The sequence below is a fragment of the Methylocystis bryophila genome (assembly GCF_027925445.1).
In the GTDB taxonomy this organism is placed as follows: domain Bacteria; phylum Pseudomonadota; class Alphaproteobacteria; order Rhizobiales; family Beijerinckiaceae; genus Methylocystis; species Methylocystis bryophila.
On the sequence record NZ_AP027149.1, the window covers coordinates 775,391 to 792,409 of the forward strand.

Annotated in this window: 12 protein-coding genes; 8 read left to right on the top strand and 4 right to left on the bottom strand. The window is 64.2% G+C overall.

The window, feature by feature from the left end; genetic code table 11:
* Nucleotides 1-25: 25 nt before the first annotated feature.
* Nucleotides 26-1,321 carry an O-acetylhomoserine aminocarboxypropyltransferase/cysteine synthase family protein gene (locus QMG80_RS03625; protein WP_085771571.1) on the top strand — a complete coding sequence of 432 codons (1,296 nt, stop codon included), beginning with the start codon at nt 26-28 and terminating at the stop codon, nt 1,319-1,321.
* Nucleotides 1,322-1,454: 133 nt separating this feature from the next.
* Here QMG80_RS03625 and QMG80_RS03630 read toward each other — a convergent pair whose 3' ends face one another.
* Nucleotides 1,455-2,135 carry a sulfate transporter family protein gene (locus QMG80_RS03630; protein ID WP_102938086.1) on the bottom strand — a complete coding sequence of 227 codons (681 nt, stop codon included), beginning with the start codon at nt 2,133-2,135 and terminating at the stop codon, nt 1,455-1,457.
* Nucleotides 2,136-2,289: 154 nt separating this feature from the next.
* On the opposite strand from QMG80_RS03630, the gene QMG80_RS03635 reads away from it, so the two are divergent.
* Entirely contained in the window at nt 2,290-4,110 is a 1,821-nt protein-coding gene (locus QMG80_RS03635; protein ID WP_085771572.1) for an aminopeptidase P family protein, read from the top strand.
* 210 nt (nt 4,111-4,320) lie between these two features.
* Complete coding sequence (locus QMG80_RS03640; protein ID WP_085771573.1) at nt 4,321-5,562, top strand: hypothetical protein; 1,242 nt, start codon at nt 4,321-4,323, stop codon at nt 5,560-5,562.
* 58 nt (nt 5,563-5,620) lie between these two features.
* Here the strand turns inward: QMG80_RS03640 and QMG80_RS03645 are convergent, their stop codons facing one another.
* A complete protein-coding gene (locus tag QMG80_RS03645; protein ID WP_085771574.1) occupies nt 5,621-8,185 on the bottom strand; it encodes a PAS domain-containing sensor histidine kinase in 2,565 nt (854 codons plus the stop codon).
* A 301-nt stretch (nt 8,186-8,486) separates the two neighbouring features.
* On the opposite strand from QMG80_RS03645, the gene QMG80_RS03650 reads away from it, so the two are divergent.
* Nucleotides 8,487-8,846 carry a phasin gene (locus QMG80_RS03650; protein WP_085773655.1) on the top strand — a complete coding sequence of 120 codons (360 nt, stop codon included), beginning with the start codon at nt 8,487-8,489 and terminating at the stop codon, nt 8,844-8,846.
* 204 nt (nt 8,847-9,050) lie between these two features.
* The gene (locus tag QMG80_RS03655) at nt 9,051-9,563 is read left to right on the top strand and encodes a hypothetical protein (RefSeq protein WP_085771575.1); all 513 of its coding nucleotides are present in this window, start codon (nt 9,051-9,053) and stop codon (nt 9,561-9,563) included.
* 417 nt (nt 9,564-9,980) lie between these two features.
* Here the strand turns inward: QMG80_RS03655 and QMG80_RS03660 are convergent, their stop codons facing one another.
* Nucleotides 9,981-12,278, bottom strand: coding sequence for a glycosyltransferase family protein (locus QMG80_RS03660; protein ID WP_085771576.1), 2,298 nt, complete (start codon nt 12,276-12,278; stop codon nt 9,981-9,983).
* 452 nt (nt 12,279-12,730) lie between these two features.
* Complete coding sequence (locus QMG80_RS03665) at nt 12,731-13,609, bottom strand: S-methyl-5'-thioadenosine phosphorylase (protein WP_085771577.1); 879 nt, start codon at nt 13,607-13,609, stop codon at nt 12,731-12,733.
* A 308-nt stretch (nt 13,610-13,917) separates the two neighbouring features.
* Between QMG80_RS03665 and QMG80_RS03670 the strand changes: the two genes are divergently transcribed.
* The 3 genes from QMG80_RS03670 to QMG80_RS03680 all read left to right on the top strand — a co-directional run bounded on the left by QMG80_RS03670 (nt 13,918) and on the right by QMG80_RS03680 (nt 17,001).
* Entirely contained in the window at nt 13,918-14,481 is a 564-nt protein-coding gene (locus QMG80_RS03670) for a F0F1 ATP synthase subunit delta (RefSeq protein ID WP_085771578.1), read from the top strand.
* On the top strand, nt 14,481-16,013 hold the full coding sequence (gene atpA, locus QMG80_RS03675) for a F0F1 ATP synthase subunit alpha (RefSeq protein WP_085771579.1): 1,533 nt from the start codon (nt 14,481-14,483) through the stop codon (nt 16,011-16,013). Before QMG80_RS03670 ends, atpA begins: the two co-directional genes overlap by 1 nt.
* Nucleotides 16,014-16,116: 103 nt before the next feature.
* On the top strand, nt 16,117-17,001 hold the full coding sequence (locus tag QMG80_RS03680; protein WP_085771580.1) for a F0F1 ATP synthase subunit gamma: 885 nt from the start codon (nt 16,117-16,119) through the stop codon (nt 16,999-17,001).
* Nucleotides 17,002-17,019: the final 18 nt, after the last annotated feature.

Below are 17,019 nucleotides of genomic sequence, written 5' to 3' on the forward strand. Positions count from 1 at the left end.
ATTTTCCTTCGCGAGAACCAAACCCATGGCCATCGAGTCAAAACATCCCGAGACTTTGCAGCTTCACGCTGGCTGGCGCGCCGATGCGACGAACGGCGCCGTGGCCGTGCCGATCTATCAGACGACGAGCTATCAGTTCCGGGATACGGAGCACGCCGCCAATCTCTTCGCGCTGAAAGAGCTCGGCCATATCTATACGCGCATCGGCAATCCGACGACGAGCGTGCTCGAGGCGCGGCTTGCGGCGATCGAAGGCGGCGCGGCGGCGCTGGCGCTCTCCTCCGGTCAGGCGGCTTCGGCCTTCGCCGTGCAAAATCTCGCAAAAGTCGGCGACAATGTCGTCTCCTCCACCGATCTTTACGGCGGCACCTGGAATCTCTTCGCCAACACGCTCAAGGACCAGGGCCTCGAGGTTCGCTTCGTCGATCCGTCGGACCCGGAGAATTTTCGGCGCGCGACGGATGAGAGAACCCGCGCCTATTACGCCGAGACGCTGCCCAATCCCAAGCTTATCGTCTTCCCCATCGCGGAGGTCGCCGCCATCGGGCGCGAGCTCGGCATTCCGCTCATCATGGACAACACGGCCGCGCCGATCCTCGCGCGCCCGCTCGATCACGGCGCGGCGGTCGTCGTCTATTCGACGACGAAATATCTAGGCGGTCATGGAACATCGATCGGCGGGATGATCATCGACGGCGGCAATTTCGATTGGGAAAAATTTCCGCAGCGCCAGCCCGCGCTGAACACGCCCGATCCTTCCTATCACGGCGCGGTCTGGGTCGAGGCCGTGAAGCCCATCGGCCCCGTCGCCTATGCGATCAAGGCGCGCACGACGCTGCTGCGCGATCTCGGCGCCGCGCCTTCGCCCTTCAACGCCTTTCTCACCTTGCAGGGAATCGAGACGCTGACGCTGCGCATGGAGCGCCATGCGCAAAATGCGAACGCCGTCGCGGCGTTCCTCGCGAAGCGCTCGGAGGTGACGAAAGTCATTCATCCGTCGCTGCAAACCGGCGAAGCCCGGGCGCGCGCCGACAAATATCTCAAAGGCGGCTATGGCGCGCTCGTCGGCTTCGAGCTCAGGGGCGGGTCAGAGGCGGGGCGGCGTTTCATCGACGCGCTGCAGATGTTCTACCACGTCGCCAATATCGGCGACGCGCGCAGCCTCGCGATCCATCCCGCCACGACGACGCATTCGCAGCTTGCGCCGGAAGTGCAGCTCAGAACGGGCGTGACGGAAGGCTATGTGCGTCTCTCGATCGGCATCGAGCATATCGACGATATTTTGGCCGATCTCGAACGGGGCCTGAAGGCGGCGGGGTAGTCTTAGGCCCCCTCCCTTACCCTCCCCCGCTTCGCGGGAGAGGGAAGCGGCCAGCGCTTCGCAGAGCCTCGATGACGCCCGCAACCTCACTCCCTCTCCCGCGAAGCGGGGGAGGGTAAGGGAGGGGGCGTTCTTACGCCGCGGCGAGATCGGGCGACAACATCTTGTGAACGCGCACCATGAAGGCCGTCGCGAAGAGCGGCGTCAACAGGTTCAACCCCGGCGTCGCGACGAAGATCGCGATGAAGAGACCCGCGATGAAGAGCTTCAAACTATTGAGGCTGCGCATGTCTTCGGCCTCGGCGCCGCCGCGAAAACGCATGGCGGCGAGCATGAAATATTCTCGTCCGAACAGATAGGCGTTGGCGAGGAAAAAGGCGATCAGATTGATCCCCGGCACGAGCAGCAGCATCAGCGCGACGAGGTTGACGCCGAGCGAGACGAAGGAGAAGCGAATCGCCGAGCGCAGCGCCTCGACATGATGCGCCGGCGTTCCTTGGCGGCCGGCGGGATAAATCTCGCGTTCGACCACGCTGGCGAGATCGTCGATGAAAAATCCCGCGACGAAGATCGACACCGGGCCGATCAGGAAGGCGAGCGCGAAGACGATGCCGAAGCCCGTCGCGAAGGCGAGGATACTGTGCAGCAACGGATGCTGGACCGCCACCACCGAAAGGGCGAGGCGATCGAGCCCGGCCCAGGCCAGCGCGAGCAGGAGGAGGGTGAGGCCGAGGCTCTTGAGGAGAACCGAGCGAAAGGGCGGCGTCGGGATCTGGCGTAGCGCGTCGAAAGCGGCGTCGAGCATCGCGAGCATCAAAGGGTCTCCCCAGGGTTGCCGCACACATGGCGCCGCAAGCGCAGCCGCGCAAGAGGCGCGAGGCTTGCGCGCTCCGTCCCTCGCGGAGCCGCTTTGTCCCGTCGCGCGCGCGGCCCTTGCCACTCCTTCGGTCCGGGACTAGCTTGCCGGCATGTTCGAAGCGAAATTCCAAAGCTTTGCCGACGCCGAGCACGGCGGGGAAGCCGGGGTCAGACTCAAAGCGCTGCGCGCGCGGCTCGCCGAGCTCGGCCTCGACGGCTTCATCGTGCCGCGCGCCGACGAGCATCAAAATGAATATGTCGCGCCCTGCAGCGAGCGCCTCGCCTGGCTGACCGGCTTTTCGGGCTCGGCCGGCCTTGCGATCGTGCTGAAGAAGGAAGCGGCGATCTTCGTCGACGGCCGCTATGTCTTGCAGGTCAAAGAGGAGATCGACGCCAAGCTCTTCAGCCCGCAAGAGCTGGCGGCGACGCCGCCCACGCGCTGGCTCGCCGAGCGCGTCCAAAAAGGCGCGCGCATTGGTTACGACCCTTTCGTCCACACCAATCGTCAGATCGACGCTTTCGCCAAGGCGCTCGGGGTCAAGCGAGCCGAGCTCGTTCCGGTCCAGCCCAATCCCGTGGATGAGATCTGGAAGGACCGACCGGCGCCGCCGCTCGGGGCTGTGCGGCTGCATCCGGCCCGGCTGGCCGGAAAGGGCGTCGCCGAAAAGCTCGCGGAGCTGAGGCGCGGTTTCGACGGCGCCAATGCGCTGCTGCTCTCCGACCCGCATTCGATCGCCTGGACTTTCAACATTCGCGGCTCGGACGTGGCGCACACGCCGATCGCGCTCGCCTTCGCGCTGATCCCCGCGCGCGGCGCGCCGACGCTTTATCTCGACGGCCGCAAGATCAGGGGCGAAGCCCGCGAGACTTTGGAGAAAGTTCTGGAGATCGCCCCGGCGCACAATCTACGGCGTGACCTGGAGGCGCTCGGAGAGAAGAAAAAGATCGTGCTCTTCGATCAGGCGACGGCGCCGGTGCTTCTCGTCGAGGCCTTGCGCGAAGCCGGCGGCAAACCGCGTCTCGTCGAGGACCCGGCGGCCCTGCCGAAAGCGATCAAAAACGTGCGCGAGCTCGCGGGGATGAGGATCGCGCATGTGCGCGACGGGTTAGCGCTGACACGGTTTCTCGCCTGGTTCGAGAAGGAGGCCCTCGAAGGCGAGCTCACGGAAATCGGCGCGGCGCAGGCGCTCGAAACCTTTCGCCGCGAGAGCGGGCTGTTGCGCGACATCTCCTTTCCGACCATCTCGGCCTTTGGCCCGCATGCGGCGATCCCGCACTACCGCGTCACCGAGCGCAGCAATCTCAAGATCCAGCACGGCGTTTATCTCGTCGATTCAGGTGGCCAATATCTGGATGGCACGACCGATGTGACGCGCACGGTGGCGGTCGGCTATGCGGCGCGCCCGTTGCGCGAGCATTTCACCCGCGTGTTGAAAGGTCATATCGCGATCGCGAGAGCGGTCTTTCCCAAAGGCGTGACGGGCGCGCAGCTCGATGCGATGGCGCGACGACCGCTCTGGGAGGCGGGGCTCGATTTCGATCACGGTGTGGGCCACGGCGTCGGCGCCTATCTCAGCGTGCATGAGGGGCCGCAGCGCATCGCCCGAATGGGGCACACGCCGCTCGAGCCCGGCATGATCCTCTCCAACGAACCCGGCTATTATCGCGCAGGCGAATATGGGATCCGCCTTGAGAATCTCATCATCGTCGAGGCGCGCGAGATTAAGGGCGCCGAGCGCGACATGCTCGGCTTCGAGACGATCACGCTCGCGCCCTTTGATCTCAACCTCGTCGAGCCCGCGCTGCTCGCGCCCGAGGAAGTCGACTGGCTCAACGCCTATCACGCGCGCGTGAGAAACACGCTCTCGCCGCTCGCAGACAGCGAGACGCGGAGCTGGCTCAAGAAGGCGACAAAGCGGCTTCCGCTTTAGAGACGCCCTGTCCTCGTGATTCGCGTCGCGAGGCCTGAATACATCAGTCTATATTTCGGACATGCTGATCATGATCTAGGCATTGTTGTATTTTCGCAACATGGATTGAAAATCGCTCTGAGCGCCAGCTGAGCTATTGCCGAATCGATATGTATTGTGATTGCATAATGATGCGCCTCTCGCGCAGCCAGCCAGTTATAGGAGCTAAAGATGCGGGCCTCTTCGCGCGCAATCCCTCGGTCACGACTCTATTCGTGTTGGCGGCGCGGCTTCCTCGCAAATCTCGGCGCGGCGGCTCTCCTCGCGTCGGCGTCAGCCGCGCAGGCCGTGGATTCATCGGCGTCGGGCGCCGATTCCGGGCATGCCGACATGAGCGTGACGACCGACATGAGCCTCGGCTCCGACCATGGCGGACCCGGGATGCCGGGCGCTCATATTCCGGCCGGCGTCACCGGCGCGTATATGGTTCCCGCCGGTGAAGGCATGGCGAATTTCACGCCGAGCTTCATGCACATGAGCGGCAATTACATCGGCTCCTCGCAGGTCTCTCCCGCGCAGATCGCCTCCTCCGTCTTTTCCGGACAATGGATGAAGATGACGATGAGCATGGGGGGCATGATGCCGCCGAAGACCATGATCAAGCCAGTCATGCTGCGTATCATTCCATCGAGCATGGACATGCAGATGTACATGCTCAATACGATGTACGGATTGACGGACAAGCTGAACCTGATGTTCATGGCGAGCTATGCCGAAAAATCCATGACGATGACGACCTTTGCCGGCATGTCGGGCGTGGCCGTTCTCGGTCAAAGCTCCGGAACCACCTATGGCTTCAATGACGCCATGATCGGCGGGGCCTACAGAATTTATCAGGACACGATCAATCATCTTCAGTTCAATCTCATGCTTGCGCTGCCCATCGGCACGCAGGATCGAACGGTCCAGATGCTCAGTCCGATGGGCGCCTATATGACGATGCGCGCCCCCTACGCCATGCAGATTGGCACGGGAACCGTCGATCTGGTGCCGACCGTCGCTTATTCCGGAATTTTCGGCGCTTGGTCCTGGGGTGCTCTGTATCGCGGGCGGTTCCCGCTCGACTACAACAGCGAGGGCTATCAATTCGGCGCGGCGAACGAGCTCACGGCCTGGGGCGGCTACAGCTTCTTCAAAGGGGTGACCGCCACCGCGCGCATCGCCGCGAGCACGCAAGACCATGTTCATGGCGCCGACGCGCTGATCACGGGCCTCTCGCCGCCGGCCAACCCGCTCTACTATGGCGGCAAACATCTCGACATGTTCGGGGGCCTCGAGATCGCCGGCCACCCGTGGGGTTTCGGACACACGGTCCTCGGCGTCGAAGCAGGCGGCCCGCTGTATCAGGAGGTGAACGGGCCGCAACTCGGCAGAGGTTGGCAGCTTTCTCTGACGGGACGCGTCATGTTCTAAGCTGGGAACTCTCGCCGAAGCCTCGGGCCGGCGCGCAATTGGAATGCAGCTTGGGAGTTCATTCCGCGGCGGCGGCGGCCGCCGCCGCAGGGAAGGCGATCTCGATCAACGTGCCTTCGTTCTTGCGGCTTTGGATGAGGAAGCTCGCGCGATTGGCTTCGATCAGCGCCTTCGTCACCGGAAGGCCGAGCCCCGTGCCATGCGAGGGGCGTGTGCTCGGCACTTGACGAAAGGGCTCGAGCGCGAGCGCGATCTCGTCGTTCGACATGCCGATGCCCGTGTCCTTCACGCGCAGAAGAACATGGCCGTCGTCCGCCGACGCGCTGGAGACGATCACTTGGCCGCCCGGCTCGTTGAATTTGATCGCGTTGGAAAGCAGGTTGAGCAGGATTTGGCGCAAGGAGCGCTCGTCGGCGACGATGCGCGGCAGCCGCGGCGCGAGCGACAGCCGCATGATGACGCGCTCCCGATTGGCCTCGTTTTGCATGATCGAGACGCATTCCTCGATCACGGCGTTCGCGTCGAGCCGTTCGACGGCCAGCTGCATCTTGCCCGCCTCGATCTTGGAGAGATCCAAAAGGTCGTTGACGAGGCTCAGCACATGCGCGCCGGAGCTGTGCACGTCCTTCAAATATTCTTTGTAGCGCTCGGAGCCGAGCGGACCGAGACGCTCCTCCATCATCACCTCGGCGAAGCCCATGATCGCGCTGATGGGGGTGCGGATCTCATGCGAGATTCGCGCGAGAAACGCGGTCTTCGCCGCGCTCGCGCGTTCGGCTTCGGCTCTTGCCTCCTGCGCCTCGCTCATGAGCTCCCGCGGCGCCTCGCTCGTGGCGGCGCAGAATATATGCCTCGCGCCGAGCCGGCGCGCGGTGAGGCGCCAGAGCGTCCCCGTCGGATCGCGCAGCCGAATGAGATCGACGCAAGCGGCGCTCTCGAAGGCCTCGCCGAGCGAAAGACCGAGAAGTCGCGCCCGCGTTCGATGGCATTCGTCCTCGCCGACCAGGGGCGCCAGCTCCTGAGCGCATATTTCGTCCGGCGTCTTGCCGAAGAGCTTTGCGAAGGCGCTATTGGCCCTCTCGACGCGCCCGTCGTTGGCGATCAACGCCGCCGGCGCCGGACTTTGCTCAAAGCTCGCGTCGAGCAGAGCCAGCCGGGCCCCGAGCCCGGCGATCTCGGCGTCTTTCGCGCGCAGCCGCGCGTCTTCGGAGGCTTTCCGCGAGCTCTGGCGACGCAGACTGATCAGCGTCGCCGGCGCGCCCTCCCAATCGATCGTCTGCAAATGCGCTTCGACGTCGATCGGCGCGTTGTCCTGCGCTCTCAGCTCGACTTCCGTCACCTGTCCGCCAAGCGGCGGGCGCCCCGTGAAAATGCGCGCGAGACCGCCGTCCGCCGCCAAAGCCGCCAGATCGGCGTAGCCGAGCTCGTCGAGCAGGGCGCGATTGGCGTAGAGCGGTTCCGATCCTCTCGCGACGATGACGCCGAAAGGCAGGAGGCCGAGCAGCTTCGCTTCGTGGCGGAGGCTTTCCTCTCTATCGACCGCTGGCGCGCGGCTCTGTCCTAACGCCTTGGCCACCTGGTCGATCAGCCCGCGGGCCGACCCGAGCGCAGGCGTGGGCGGCGCATCGCCCAAGGCTCTCCCGATCTCCTCAAAGGCGTCGCGCTCGGAGGCGCTCAGCCGATCGGATGTCTCCCGATGCGGGGCGCCCGATGGCCGCAGAGCGACGACGTTGTCGATTGCCGGCTCTCTATGCGCTGTCGCCACTGGCGCGGCGGGCGGCGGCGCTTGTTCCTCGATCGGAGGCGGATTGCGGGTCTCCGCCTCATCGAGGCGCAGCAGCCCAAAGCCTTGAAAGCCGAGGAAGCTGCGCGCCTCGTCGAAAATCGGCATGCCGCCGAGGAAGGTCGGGGCCTTGCAGTCGGGTTTTTCAATCGGCCAGTCGACCCTGATTCCGCTCCAGGAACGCCGAGAAGCGAGGGCCTCCCCGAAGGCGGGACCGAGATCGAGCGCCCGCGCGACGTCTTCGACGGAGCGTCCGCATAGCGCCGCGTATTTTGCCCCGACCACTTCCGAAAGAATGGGCGAGGTCTCGATGAAAACGCCCTCGGCGTCGGTCTTCCACAAGAACCGCGGCGCGCTCTGTCCGTAGCGCGCGGCCAAAGCGGCCCGAACTTCGTTTGCGTCGTCGGCGGTCGATGAAGGAGAGGCGGCGCGCTCTGACCCCTTGGGCGCAACGTTTGTTGCGGGCGGCTCTGACCGCAGGCCAAGAGCCGCGAGCACGAACAACGGATCGCGAGGCGCCTGTTCAAGGCGGCGGCAGAGGATCGTCACCGCACGAGGTCCGTCGCGAAGCTCGATCGGCGCGCGCTCCAGTCGCGGCGCCGCGCTATGCCGCGCGGATTCGATAAGGGCCTCGAGCCTGGAGGCCCCTTCTTCTTCCCCCAAGAGACCGCTTGCGTCGACGTGATCGCCGAGCGCCGCGAGCGCGGCCTCATTGCGATAGACGATCCGCACCGGGCCGCCGACAAAGGCGACGATAGGGGCGCCAGAGGCCTCGAGCGCGGCGAAAGCGGGATCGGCGGCAATGAGAGCCGCGGCGGCTTGGCGCTCCTCCTCGACCATCTTGGGTTGTTCCCGCCTGTTTTCGGCGCCGGACGATCCTTGCCCGCCTTTGCTTTCAATTAACGCAAGATTAACCGCTCTCTGCCCTGCGGTCCACGCTATGACTCAGGATTTTAAGGATTTGGGCGTTCATCGTAAATTCGGCAATGGCGTGCGCGAAAACTTTCCCCCAGCGCGTTTCTGGCGCTATGTTGCGCTGCACAATTTTTTGGTCCATACTGTTTTGCGCTGGCACGATTCGCGAAGCCCCCGCGGGCGCGGGGCCGGATTTTGCGAGAGTTACATAAGCGTGGAGAGAAAGATGTCCGCTTCGAACTATCAGATTCCCAGCGAAATGCGTGATTTTGCCGAAAAAAGCGTCGAACAGGCTCGCAAAGCCTTTGAAGGCTTCTCCGGAGCCGCGCAAAAAGCAATTTCCTCCGTTGACGCTTCGGCCGTTCCCTTCAGCGAAGGGGCCAAGGATTTGAGCATCAAGGCGCTTTCCTACGCGGAAGCCAATGTCAAGGCGAGCTTCGATCTCGCGCAGAAGCTCGTCCAGGCGAAGGACGCTCAGGAAGTCCTGGCGCTCCAATCGGATTTCTTGAAGTCGCAGTTCGAGTCGTTCCAGGAGCAGGCCAAGGAGCTCGGCGCTCTTTTCCAGAAGGCCGCCTCGCCGAGGTAAGGCTTGCCGGCAGGAACGCGACGCAAAGAAACGGAAGCCGCTCCTTCGCAGGAGGCGCCCCCGTTCTTTGGCGTCGCTCATGTTTTCTGCGTTCAGGCGGTTTTTTCGTCTGAACGGCAGCATGATCTAGGGTCGCCGTTCCCGGCAAGGACGCGGGCGCGTCTCCGTGGAGAGCAAACAAGCAGCCCAGAAAGGAGCCTAGATATGACGAAGCAAAGACCGGGCCCAGACGAGAAGGTCGGCTCGACGCGCACGCGCGGAGCCAAGATTCCCTCGGCCGCGGCGATTCCACCGGCCGAGGAGAGCGTCTCACCCGTCGAAGCGACGGTTTCGCTCGCGGAAGAGGAGCAGCCCGCAGCCTTCGCGGCGCCCGTCGTCTCCGAAGCGGCGCCGGAAGTCGCTCCTCCGGCTCCTCCGGCTCCTGCGTCCGAGCCCGTCGAGCCCGCAGCGCAGATTGTCTTGCTGGCCAGCGAGGCTGAGGCGGATCTGCGTGAGCAGCCGTCGGCCTTCTCCTTCTCCTGGTCCGTCAAGAGCCTGGAGTTCTGGAGGGAGAACACACAAGCGTTTTATCGTCTTGCGAGCGAGCTCGGCGCCGCCCGGACGCCCGGCGAGATCGTCGAGGCGCATTCGAGATTCGCGGTCGAACGCCTGCGCGCTTTCGGCCGTCACGCCGAAGAAATGTCTACGGTCCGAGTGAAATATTTTTACGCGGCATAGAGCGAATTTCCCAGAGCTGGACTTTCGCGCCTAGAGCGCGTCCCGATCGCGTGGAATCACGCGATCGAAAGGGACTCGCTCCAGATCAAAAACTGAGAGCATGTCCTGACCGGAGAAGCGCTTCGCACTTTTCCGTGACATGCTCTAGAATTCGCTCCCGCCTGGATGTGGCGCGAATTCTTCCGGCGCGAGCGGCTCCCGCGAGAGCGCAGGTCGCGACAAAGCGCGCTCTAACCTTCCCAAAATCGATCACGCTGCGTTTGAGCGATTTCGCTGAAACGCGGCGCGATCGCGCTTCGCATGTCCGGCGCCGAATGACCCTCGGGGAAGGCGTATTGTGGTGGTCGCCGCCTCGGCGAGCTGGTGTGACGCCAGCATAAATTTGATATTGATATCAACGCCGTCAGACCCGCCGGCTCAGCCCAGCCATCCCTTGAGGGCGCCGCGCAGGGGCTCAAACCGAAATTCAATTCGGTGGCGCCCTTCCGGCGCATCGACGGCGCGAAACATCACATTGGCCCGAAGCACCGGCGTCTCGACCCCGTCGACATAGGCGAACCACCAGGGGTGCCAGACGTCGTTCAAGACGAGCCAGCCGCCGCCCGGAGGCGCTACGACGTCCACGACAACGCGCGTGTTTTCGTATGATGCGATACGCGCCTCGCCGGAATGAATTGTTCCGGCGTGTCGGCACATGGTCGGCTTCTCGAGCAGCACGGTCTCGTGAAAATCGACGTTGGGCCAGACGCCGTCCTCCATCATGTCTTCGAAATTGGCGCGCTGCACGCAGGCTGGCAGCAGCACGCGCGGCAGCGCCCGCGAATATTCGTAGACGTGAGCGTCTTTCGTCCGGGCGATCTCGACGACGTCGCCCGGCTCGAGACGCGGATCGATCTCTTCGATTGGAACGCCCGTCGCAATATAGCGAAGGCCGAGCAGATCCGAGATCGGCGAGCGATAGCGGGGATAAAGTTTCGAGAATCGGCGCTGGTCCGGCAGCGCAACATGGTCGATCGCGCCGGTCGTGTCCTCGAAGAGCTTGAGGCGAATCGGATTGTAGCCGAGATCGTGATCGAGATCGTGAACGAGGCTCGCGTTCGGCCAATGGAAGTCGATCGCCGCGAGCTCGATGCGATCGCGGTGGTCCGGCGGCTGCCCCTTGAGCTTCTCTTTCAGTAAAGCGATCGTTTCGTTCTTCGTCCCCGCTCGCAGCACGTCGAACTGCGAAGGCGGCAGCGCCGTCGACTCATTGGGCTTGTTGCTCACGCCGAGGTCGAGCGCGGTTGCGGCGCCGATCAGCGCGAGCGCCGCGACGCCTTGCGAGGAGGCGAGCCGAGGCGCGAAGATCGCGACGCCGATGGCGAGCGCCCATGAGAAGGCGGCGATCATGAGTGGCCCGCTTACTTGAGCAAGCCTGCCCTTGTCGACGGCGACGCCGACACAAAGCGCGAGCAGCAGCGTCGCGAGAAGCGCGAGCGCCCCCAGATTGGCGCGCGCCTCGCCTTTGAGCAGCAGGCTCAGCCCATAGCCGCCGAGTAGCGCGAGAATGACGCCGATAAGAAAGGTCGCGTCGGCTGGCCGCCGCCACAGATCGACGCCGGGAATGTGGAAGATCGCGGCAAAAAGCGGCGTGTAACGGCCGAGCGCATAGATGACGAGGACGGCCAGTGCGGCGACGAAGAATCTGATCTCCGCCGGTGCGAGGAAACGCTTTCCAAAACTTGCGGCCAGAGCGACGAGCGGCAGCGCGCCGAGATAGATCGTCGCCATGTTGCGCGCGAGGTAAATATCGGTCGTGCCGAAAGCCTGCGACGGCGGTCCCCAGAAATCCTTGAGCGGCCCGTCAACGCCGAAGAGATTGGCGCAGATGAGCGTGAAAAAAGAGCCGGGCGGCAGCGAGCCCTTGAAGGCGCCGTCGAGATCGATCGAAGGGCGGTTCGATTGCGCGGCCAGGAGCAGCGTGAAGAGCAGAGGGACCGCGATGAGCGCGCCGCCAGCGAGGGCGCCGGAGACGAGCGGGCGGATTGCGGTCTTCCAGCTTGCGGCGTCGGTCGCGAATCGAAACACGGCATAGGCCGCGAGCAGCAGCACGGAAAGAAAGGCGATCTGATCGCGCCCCAGCACCATGAAGGCTGCGGAGACCCCGGCCGCCGCGCCCCAGAGCGCCGAGCGCCCGTCGAGCGCGCGCGCCAAGAGCCAGAGCGTCACGGGGAGCCAGGCGAGGCTCATGATCTGGCCTGTATGCTGAATGCGCCAGCTCGCCGAGCCCCCGAATGCGAAAGCCAGAGCCGCGAGTAGAGCGCCGCCGGCATGCCAACCACGGTCGCGGAAATAGGCCATCAGCGCGAGGCCGCCCATCGCGAGCATGGCGAGGATGATGAAGTCCTCGAGCCAGAAAGAGGGTTCGGGGACGATCGCCGCGGCCAGGAGGAAGAAGGGCGAAAAGATTAGCGATTGCGGATCGGCGATCTGCGGCATGCCCGCGAAGACGTTGGGCGTCCAAAAAGGCGATTCCCCCCGATGCAGCGCATGCGCGAGGAAAGCGAATTGCGGCTGGAAATGCGCCTTGGCGTCCCAGGGGATCGTGTATTCGCCCGAAAGAAAGGGATAGGCGAGCGCCAGCGCGCAGAGGAGGAATATCCCGCCGGCGGAGCGGTAGAGTCCGGCGTCTTCGCCTTGCGGCGCCGCGCGAATCTGCGCTTCCCACGCCTTCATGCCGAAGGGCCTTGAAAAGGGGGCTCGCGACGCAGAGCCTCAAGAGGTTTTGAGCGCCCACATCCTTCGAGACGCGTCCTGCGGACGCTCCTCAGGATGAGGGCGGGGGAGTTCAACCGGCTGGCTAATGCCCCACTACTCATCAGTCCCCTCGCCCTGAGGAGCGCCCGCAGGGCGCGTCTCGAAGGGCGCTCCGCGCCCGCTTCCACCTCGCGGCGCATTATTCCCGCGCAATAGCTGCTGTCTCGGCAAAGCGCGATGTAAATGCTCGCTCCCGACACGCAACGCTTCCTTTCGACTCATCCTTCGAGACGCCCGCTTCGCGGGCTCCTCAGGATGAGGGCTCGCGGATTCACTCTACAGACCAGCGCCCCCTCGCCCTGAGGAGCGCCCTGAGGGCGCGTCTCGAAGGGCGCTGTGTCAGCGCATGGGCGCCATCGCGCAGAGCGCGTTCACCTTGCGCGATTCAGCCGTCCCATGACGGCGTCGAGCTTTTTCAGCAGCGCCGCGTCGCGCGCTTCGGGCGCGGTGATGATCGCATTGTCGAGCGCGCGGTCGGAGCCGATGGGGCAGGGCTCATGCGTCTCGGGGAAATCGTGCAGCAGCCGCGCGAGCAGCCGGCTCGCGCTCGCGGCGTTCTTCTTCACGACATCGATCACGGCGGCCACGTCGACATTGTCGTGTTCTGGATGCCAGCAATCGAAATCGGTCACCATTGCGATCGTCGCATAAGAGATCTCCGCCTCGCGGGCGAGCTTGGCCTCCGGCAACGCGGTCATGCCGATGACGTCATAGCCCGCGTTCTTGTAGGTCAGCGATTCCGCGTAGGTCGAGAATTGCGGTCCTTCGATGCAAACGTAAGTCCCGCCCGCAACGCAGGCCACCTCTTCGGCCTGCGCCGCCGCATGAATGCGCTCGGCGAGCTGTGGCGCGACTGGGTGCGCCATGGAGACATGCGCGACGCAGCCGTCGCCGAAAAAGGAGGAGGCGCGCGAGAAGGTGCGGTCGACGAACTGATCCACGAGGACGAAGAGTCCGGGATAGAGTTCCGCCCGAAAGGAGCCGCAGGCGGAGACCGACACGATGTCTGTGACCCCGACGCGTTTCAGCGCGTCGATATTCGCGCGATAATTGATGCCGGAAGGCGAAAACGCATGACCGCGCCCGTGGCGCGGCAGAAACACGGCGTTTGTTTTGCCGATGCGTCCGAAGCGCAACGCGTCGGAGGGCGCGCCCCAGGGCGTGTCAATCCGCTCCTCGCGCACGTCCTCCAAGCCGGGGAGGTCATAGACTCCCGAGCCTCCGATGATGCCCACGACGGCCGCCGTCATCTCGATCTCCCCCGTTTTCAGCACGCCTTCGCACCTGCGGCGCGATCGGAGCCTTAGATAGCTCGCGCAGACCTTGCTGTCGCGACATTTTCGTCTCGGCCCCGATCGCCCAAGAATTGGCCATTTCGCAGGGTTGCACGTCAAATTGGCCTGTGTTAGGGGAGCCGCGCGTCGGAGCCCTGGACGTTGCAGTCCGGGCTCCTCCCGACCTTACCGTCGCTCAAGCGCTCCATGCTGCATCGCGGCCGCGTTTCCCAAGCGCGTCCGGAGAGCAAAAAAGCGACGCCGATCTGAAAGAGCAAGGCCAAGTGGCTCAAGAAGGAGTCGACCTTTCCAGCGTCGCAGGACGCTATGCTTTCGCCTTGCATGAGCTCGCGACGGAACGCGGCGCAAGCGAAGCGGTGTCGGAGGCGCTGAAAACCTTCCGGCAGTTCTACGACGAAAGTCCGGACCTGCGTTTGCTGATGCAGAGTCCCGCCTTTTCCGCCGCTGAGCAGCTTCAGGCGCTCGACGCCCTGCTCAAGAACGCGAACATCGAGGGCGTCGCCGCCAACTTTCTTCGCCTCGTCGCGGCCAAGCGCCGTCTTTTCGTTCTACCCTCGATAATCGACGCCTATCAGCGCCTCGAGGAACAGGCGAAAGGCCTCACGCGCGTTGAGGCGACGGTGGCCAAACCGCTTCTCCCCTCGCAGGAGCTCGCCTTGCGCGACGCCGTGCAGAACGCTGCGGGCGGCAAGGCGGTCAGCCTCGAAGTTAAAACCGATCCGACGATCGTCGGCGGCATCATCGTCAAGCTTGGCTCGCGGATGGTCGACGCCTCCCTGAGGACCAAGCTCAACTCCATTCGAACACGCATGAAAGAGGTCGGCTGATGCATGACGTCCGCGCCGCGGAAATCTCCGCGATCTTGAAGCAAGAGATCGCCAATTTCGGCAATGAGGCTGAGGTCAGCGAGGTCGGCCAGGTGCTCTCGGTGGGCGACGGCATCGCCCGCGTCTATGGTCTGGACAATGTCCAGGCCGGCGAAACCGTCGAGTTCGAGAACGGCGTGCGCGGCATGGCCCTGAATCTCGAAAGCGACAATGTCGGCGTCGTGATCTTCGGCTCCGACCGCGACATTAAGGAAGGCCAGACGGTCAAGCGCTCGGGCGCCATCGTCGACGTTCCGGTCGGCCGCGAGCTTCTGGGCCGCGTCGTCGACGCGCTCGGCAATCCGATCGACGGGAAGGGTCCGATCAAGACGGAAAAGCGCGCCCGCGTCGATGTGAAGGCGCCCGGCATCATTCCGCGCAAGTCCGTGCATGAGCCCATGGCGACCGGCCTCAAGGCGGTCGACGCGCTGATCCCGATCGGCCGCGGCCAGCGCGAGCTGATCATCGGCGACCGCCAGACCGGCAAGACCGCGATTGCGCTCGACACGATCCTCAACCAGAAGTCGCTCAACGAGGGCACGGACGAGAAGGCGAAGCTCTACTGCGTCTACGTCGCCATCGGCCAGAAGCGCTCGACCGTCGCGCAATTCGTGAAGGTGCTCGAGGAGCGCGGCGCGCTCGAATATTCGATCATCGTCGCGGCGACGGCCTCGGACCCGGCGCCGATGCAGTTCCTCGCGCCCTTCTCCGGCTGCGCGATGGGCGAGTTCTTCCGCGACAACGGCGCTCACGCCGTGATCATCTACGACGATCTCTCCAAGCAGGCCGTCGCCTATCGCCAGATGTCGCTGCTGCTGCGTCGCCCGCCGGGCCGCGAAGCCTATCCCGGCGACGTGTTCTATCTGCACTCGCGTCTTCTGGAGCGCGCAGCCAAGCTCAATGACGAGCGCGGCGCCGGCTCGTTGACGGCGCTCCCCGTCATCGAGACGCAGGCGAACGACGTTTCGGCTTACATCCCGACGAACGTCATCTCGATCACCGACGGCCAGATCTTCCTCGAGACCGACCTCTTCTACCAGGGCATCCGCCCCGCCGTGAACGTGGGTCTGTCCGTGTCTCGCGTGGGCTCCTCCGCCCAGACGAAGGCGACCAAGAAGGTCGCCGGCAAGATCAAGGGCGAGCTCGCGCAATATCGCGAGATGGCGGCCTTCGCGCAGTTCGGCTCCGACCTCGACGCGGTGACGCAGCGCTTGCTCAATCGCGGCGCGCGCTTGACAGAGCTCCTGAAGCAGCCGCAGTTCTCTCCGCTCAAGATGGAAGAGCAGTGCTGCGTGATCTACGCCGGCGTCAACGGCTACCTCGATCCGCTGCCGGTCAATCGCGTCAAGGCGTTTGAGGACGGGCTGCTGACGCTGCTGCGCACCCAGCACAACGATCTGCTGGAGGCGATCCGCACGTCGAAGGATCTTTCGGACGACTCGGCTGCGAAGCTGAAGAGCGTCGTCGAAGGCTTCGCGAAGGCGTTCGCTTGATGGGCGAATAGGGAGTGGCGAATGGCGAGTAGTCAGATACTCCTCGCCGTCCCTCTCTGTTCACTCATCGCTACTCACTACTCGCTTCCAAAGAAGAGCGCCCATGCCCTCGCTGAAGGATCTTCGCAACCGCATTTCTTCCGTCAAGGCGACGCAGAAGATCACCAAAGCCATGCAGATGGTCGCGGCGGCGAAGCTGCGCCGCGCCCAGCAGGCGGCCGAGGCCGCGCGCCCCTACGCCGAGCGCATGGAGAGCGTGCTGGCCAATCTCGCCGGCGGCATTTCGGCGGGCGGCGCGCCGGCGCTGCTCAGCGGCAATGGGAAGGACGACACGCATCTTCTCGTCGTCGCGACCGCCGAGCGCGGGCTCTGCGGGGCCTTCAACTCCTCCATCGTGCGGCTTGCCCGCGAGCATGCCCAACGCCTTCAGGGCCAGGGCAAGAGCGTGAAGATTCTCTGCATCGGCAAGAAGGGCTACGACCAGCTTCGCCGACAGTTCGAGAAAGACATCATCGAGCTGATCGAGCTGCGCGGCCTGCGCCAGATCGGCTTCGAGAACGCCGATCCGATCGGCAAGAAGGTGATCCGGCTGTTTGAAGAGGGGCAGTTCGACGTTGCGACGCTCTTCTACTCGCGCTTCAAATCGGTCATCTCGCAGATTCCGACAGCGCTGCAGCTCATCCCGGCGCAGATCCCGGTCAATGAGAACGCGCCCGCCGCTTCCGGCGCGCAGGCCGCCTATGAATACGAACCCGGCCAGGACGAGATCCTCGCCGATCTCCTGCCGCGCAACATCTCCGTGCAGATCTTCCGCGGTCTGCTCGAGAACGCCGCCTCCGAACAGGGCGCGCGGATGAGCGCGATGGACAGCGCGACGCGCAACGCCGGCGACATGATCAAGAAGCAGACGATGCAGTACAACCGCTCGCGGCAGGCGATGATCACCAAGGAACTCATCGAGATCATTTCGGGCGCCGAGGCGCTCTGAGAAAGAAAGAGGACGTAA

Coding starts and splice junctions, on each gene's coding strand:
- QMG80_RS03665 (WP_085771577.1), bottom strand. CDS start 13,609: ATGACGGCGGCCGTCGTGGGCATCATCGGAGGCTCGGGAGTCTATGAC.
- QMG80_RS03640 (WP_085771573.1), top strand. CDS start 4,321: ATGCGGGCCTCTTCGCGCGCAATCCCTCGGTCACGACTCTATTCGTGT.
- QMG80_RS03660 (WP_085771576.1), bottom strand. CDS start 12,278: ATGAAGGCGTGGGAAGCGCAGATTCGCGCGGCGCCGCAAGGCGAAGAC.
- QMG80_RS03650 (WP_085773655.1), top strand. CDS start 8,487: ATGTCCGCTTCGAACTATCAGATTCCCAGCGAAATGCGTGATTTTGCC.
- atpA (WP_085771579.1), top strand. CDS start 14,481: ATGCATGACGTCCGCGCCGCGGAAATCTCCGCGATCTTGAAGCAAGAG.
- QMG80_RS03680 (WP_085771580.1), top strand. CDS start 16,117: ATGCCCTCGCTGAAGGATCTTCGCAACCGCATTTCTTCCGTCAAGGCG.
- QMG80_RS03645 (WP_085771574.1), bottom strand. CDS start 8,185: ATGGTCGAGGAGGAGCGCCAAGCCGCCGCGGCTCTCATTGCCGCCGAT.
- QMG80_RS03630 (WP_102938086.1), bottom strand. CDS start 2,135: ATGCTCGCGATGCTCGACGCCGCTTTCGACGCGCTACGCCAGATCCCG.
- QMG80_RS03655 (WP_085771575.1), top strand. CDS start 9,051: ATGACGAAGCAAAGACCGGGCCCAGACGAGAAGGTCGGCTCGACGCGC.
- QMG80_RS03635 (WP_085771572.1), top strand. CDS start 2,290: ATGTTCGAAGCGAAATTCCAAAGCTTTGCCGACGCCGAGCACGGCGGG.
- QMG80_RS03625 (WP_085771571.1), top strand. CDS start 26: ATGGCCATCGAGTCAAAACATCCCGAGACTTTGCAGCTTCACGCTGGC.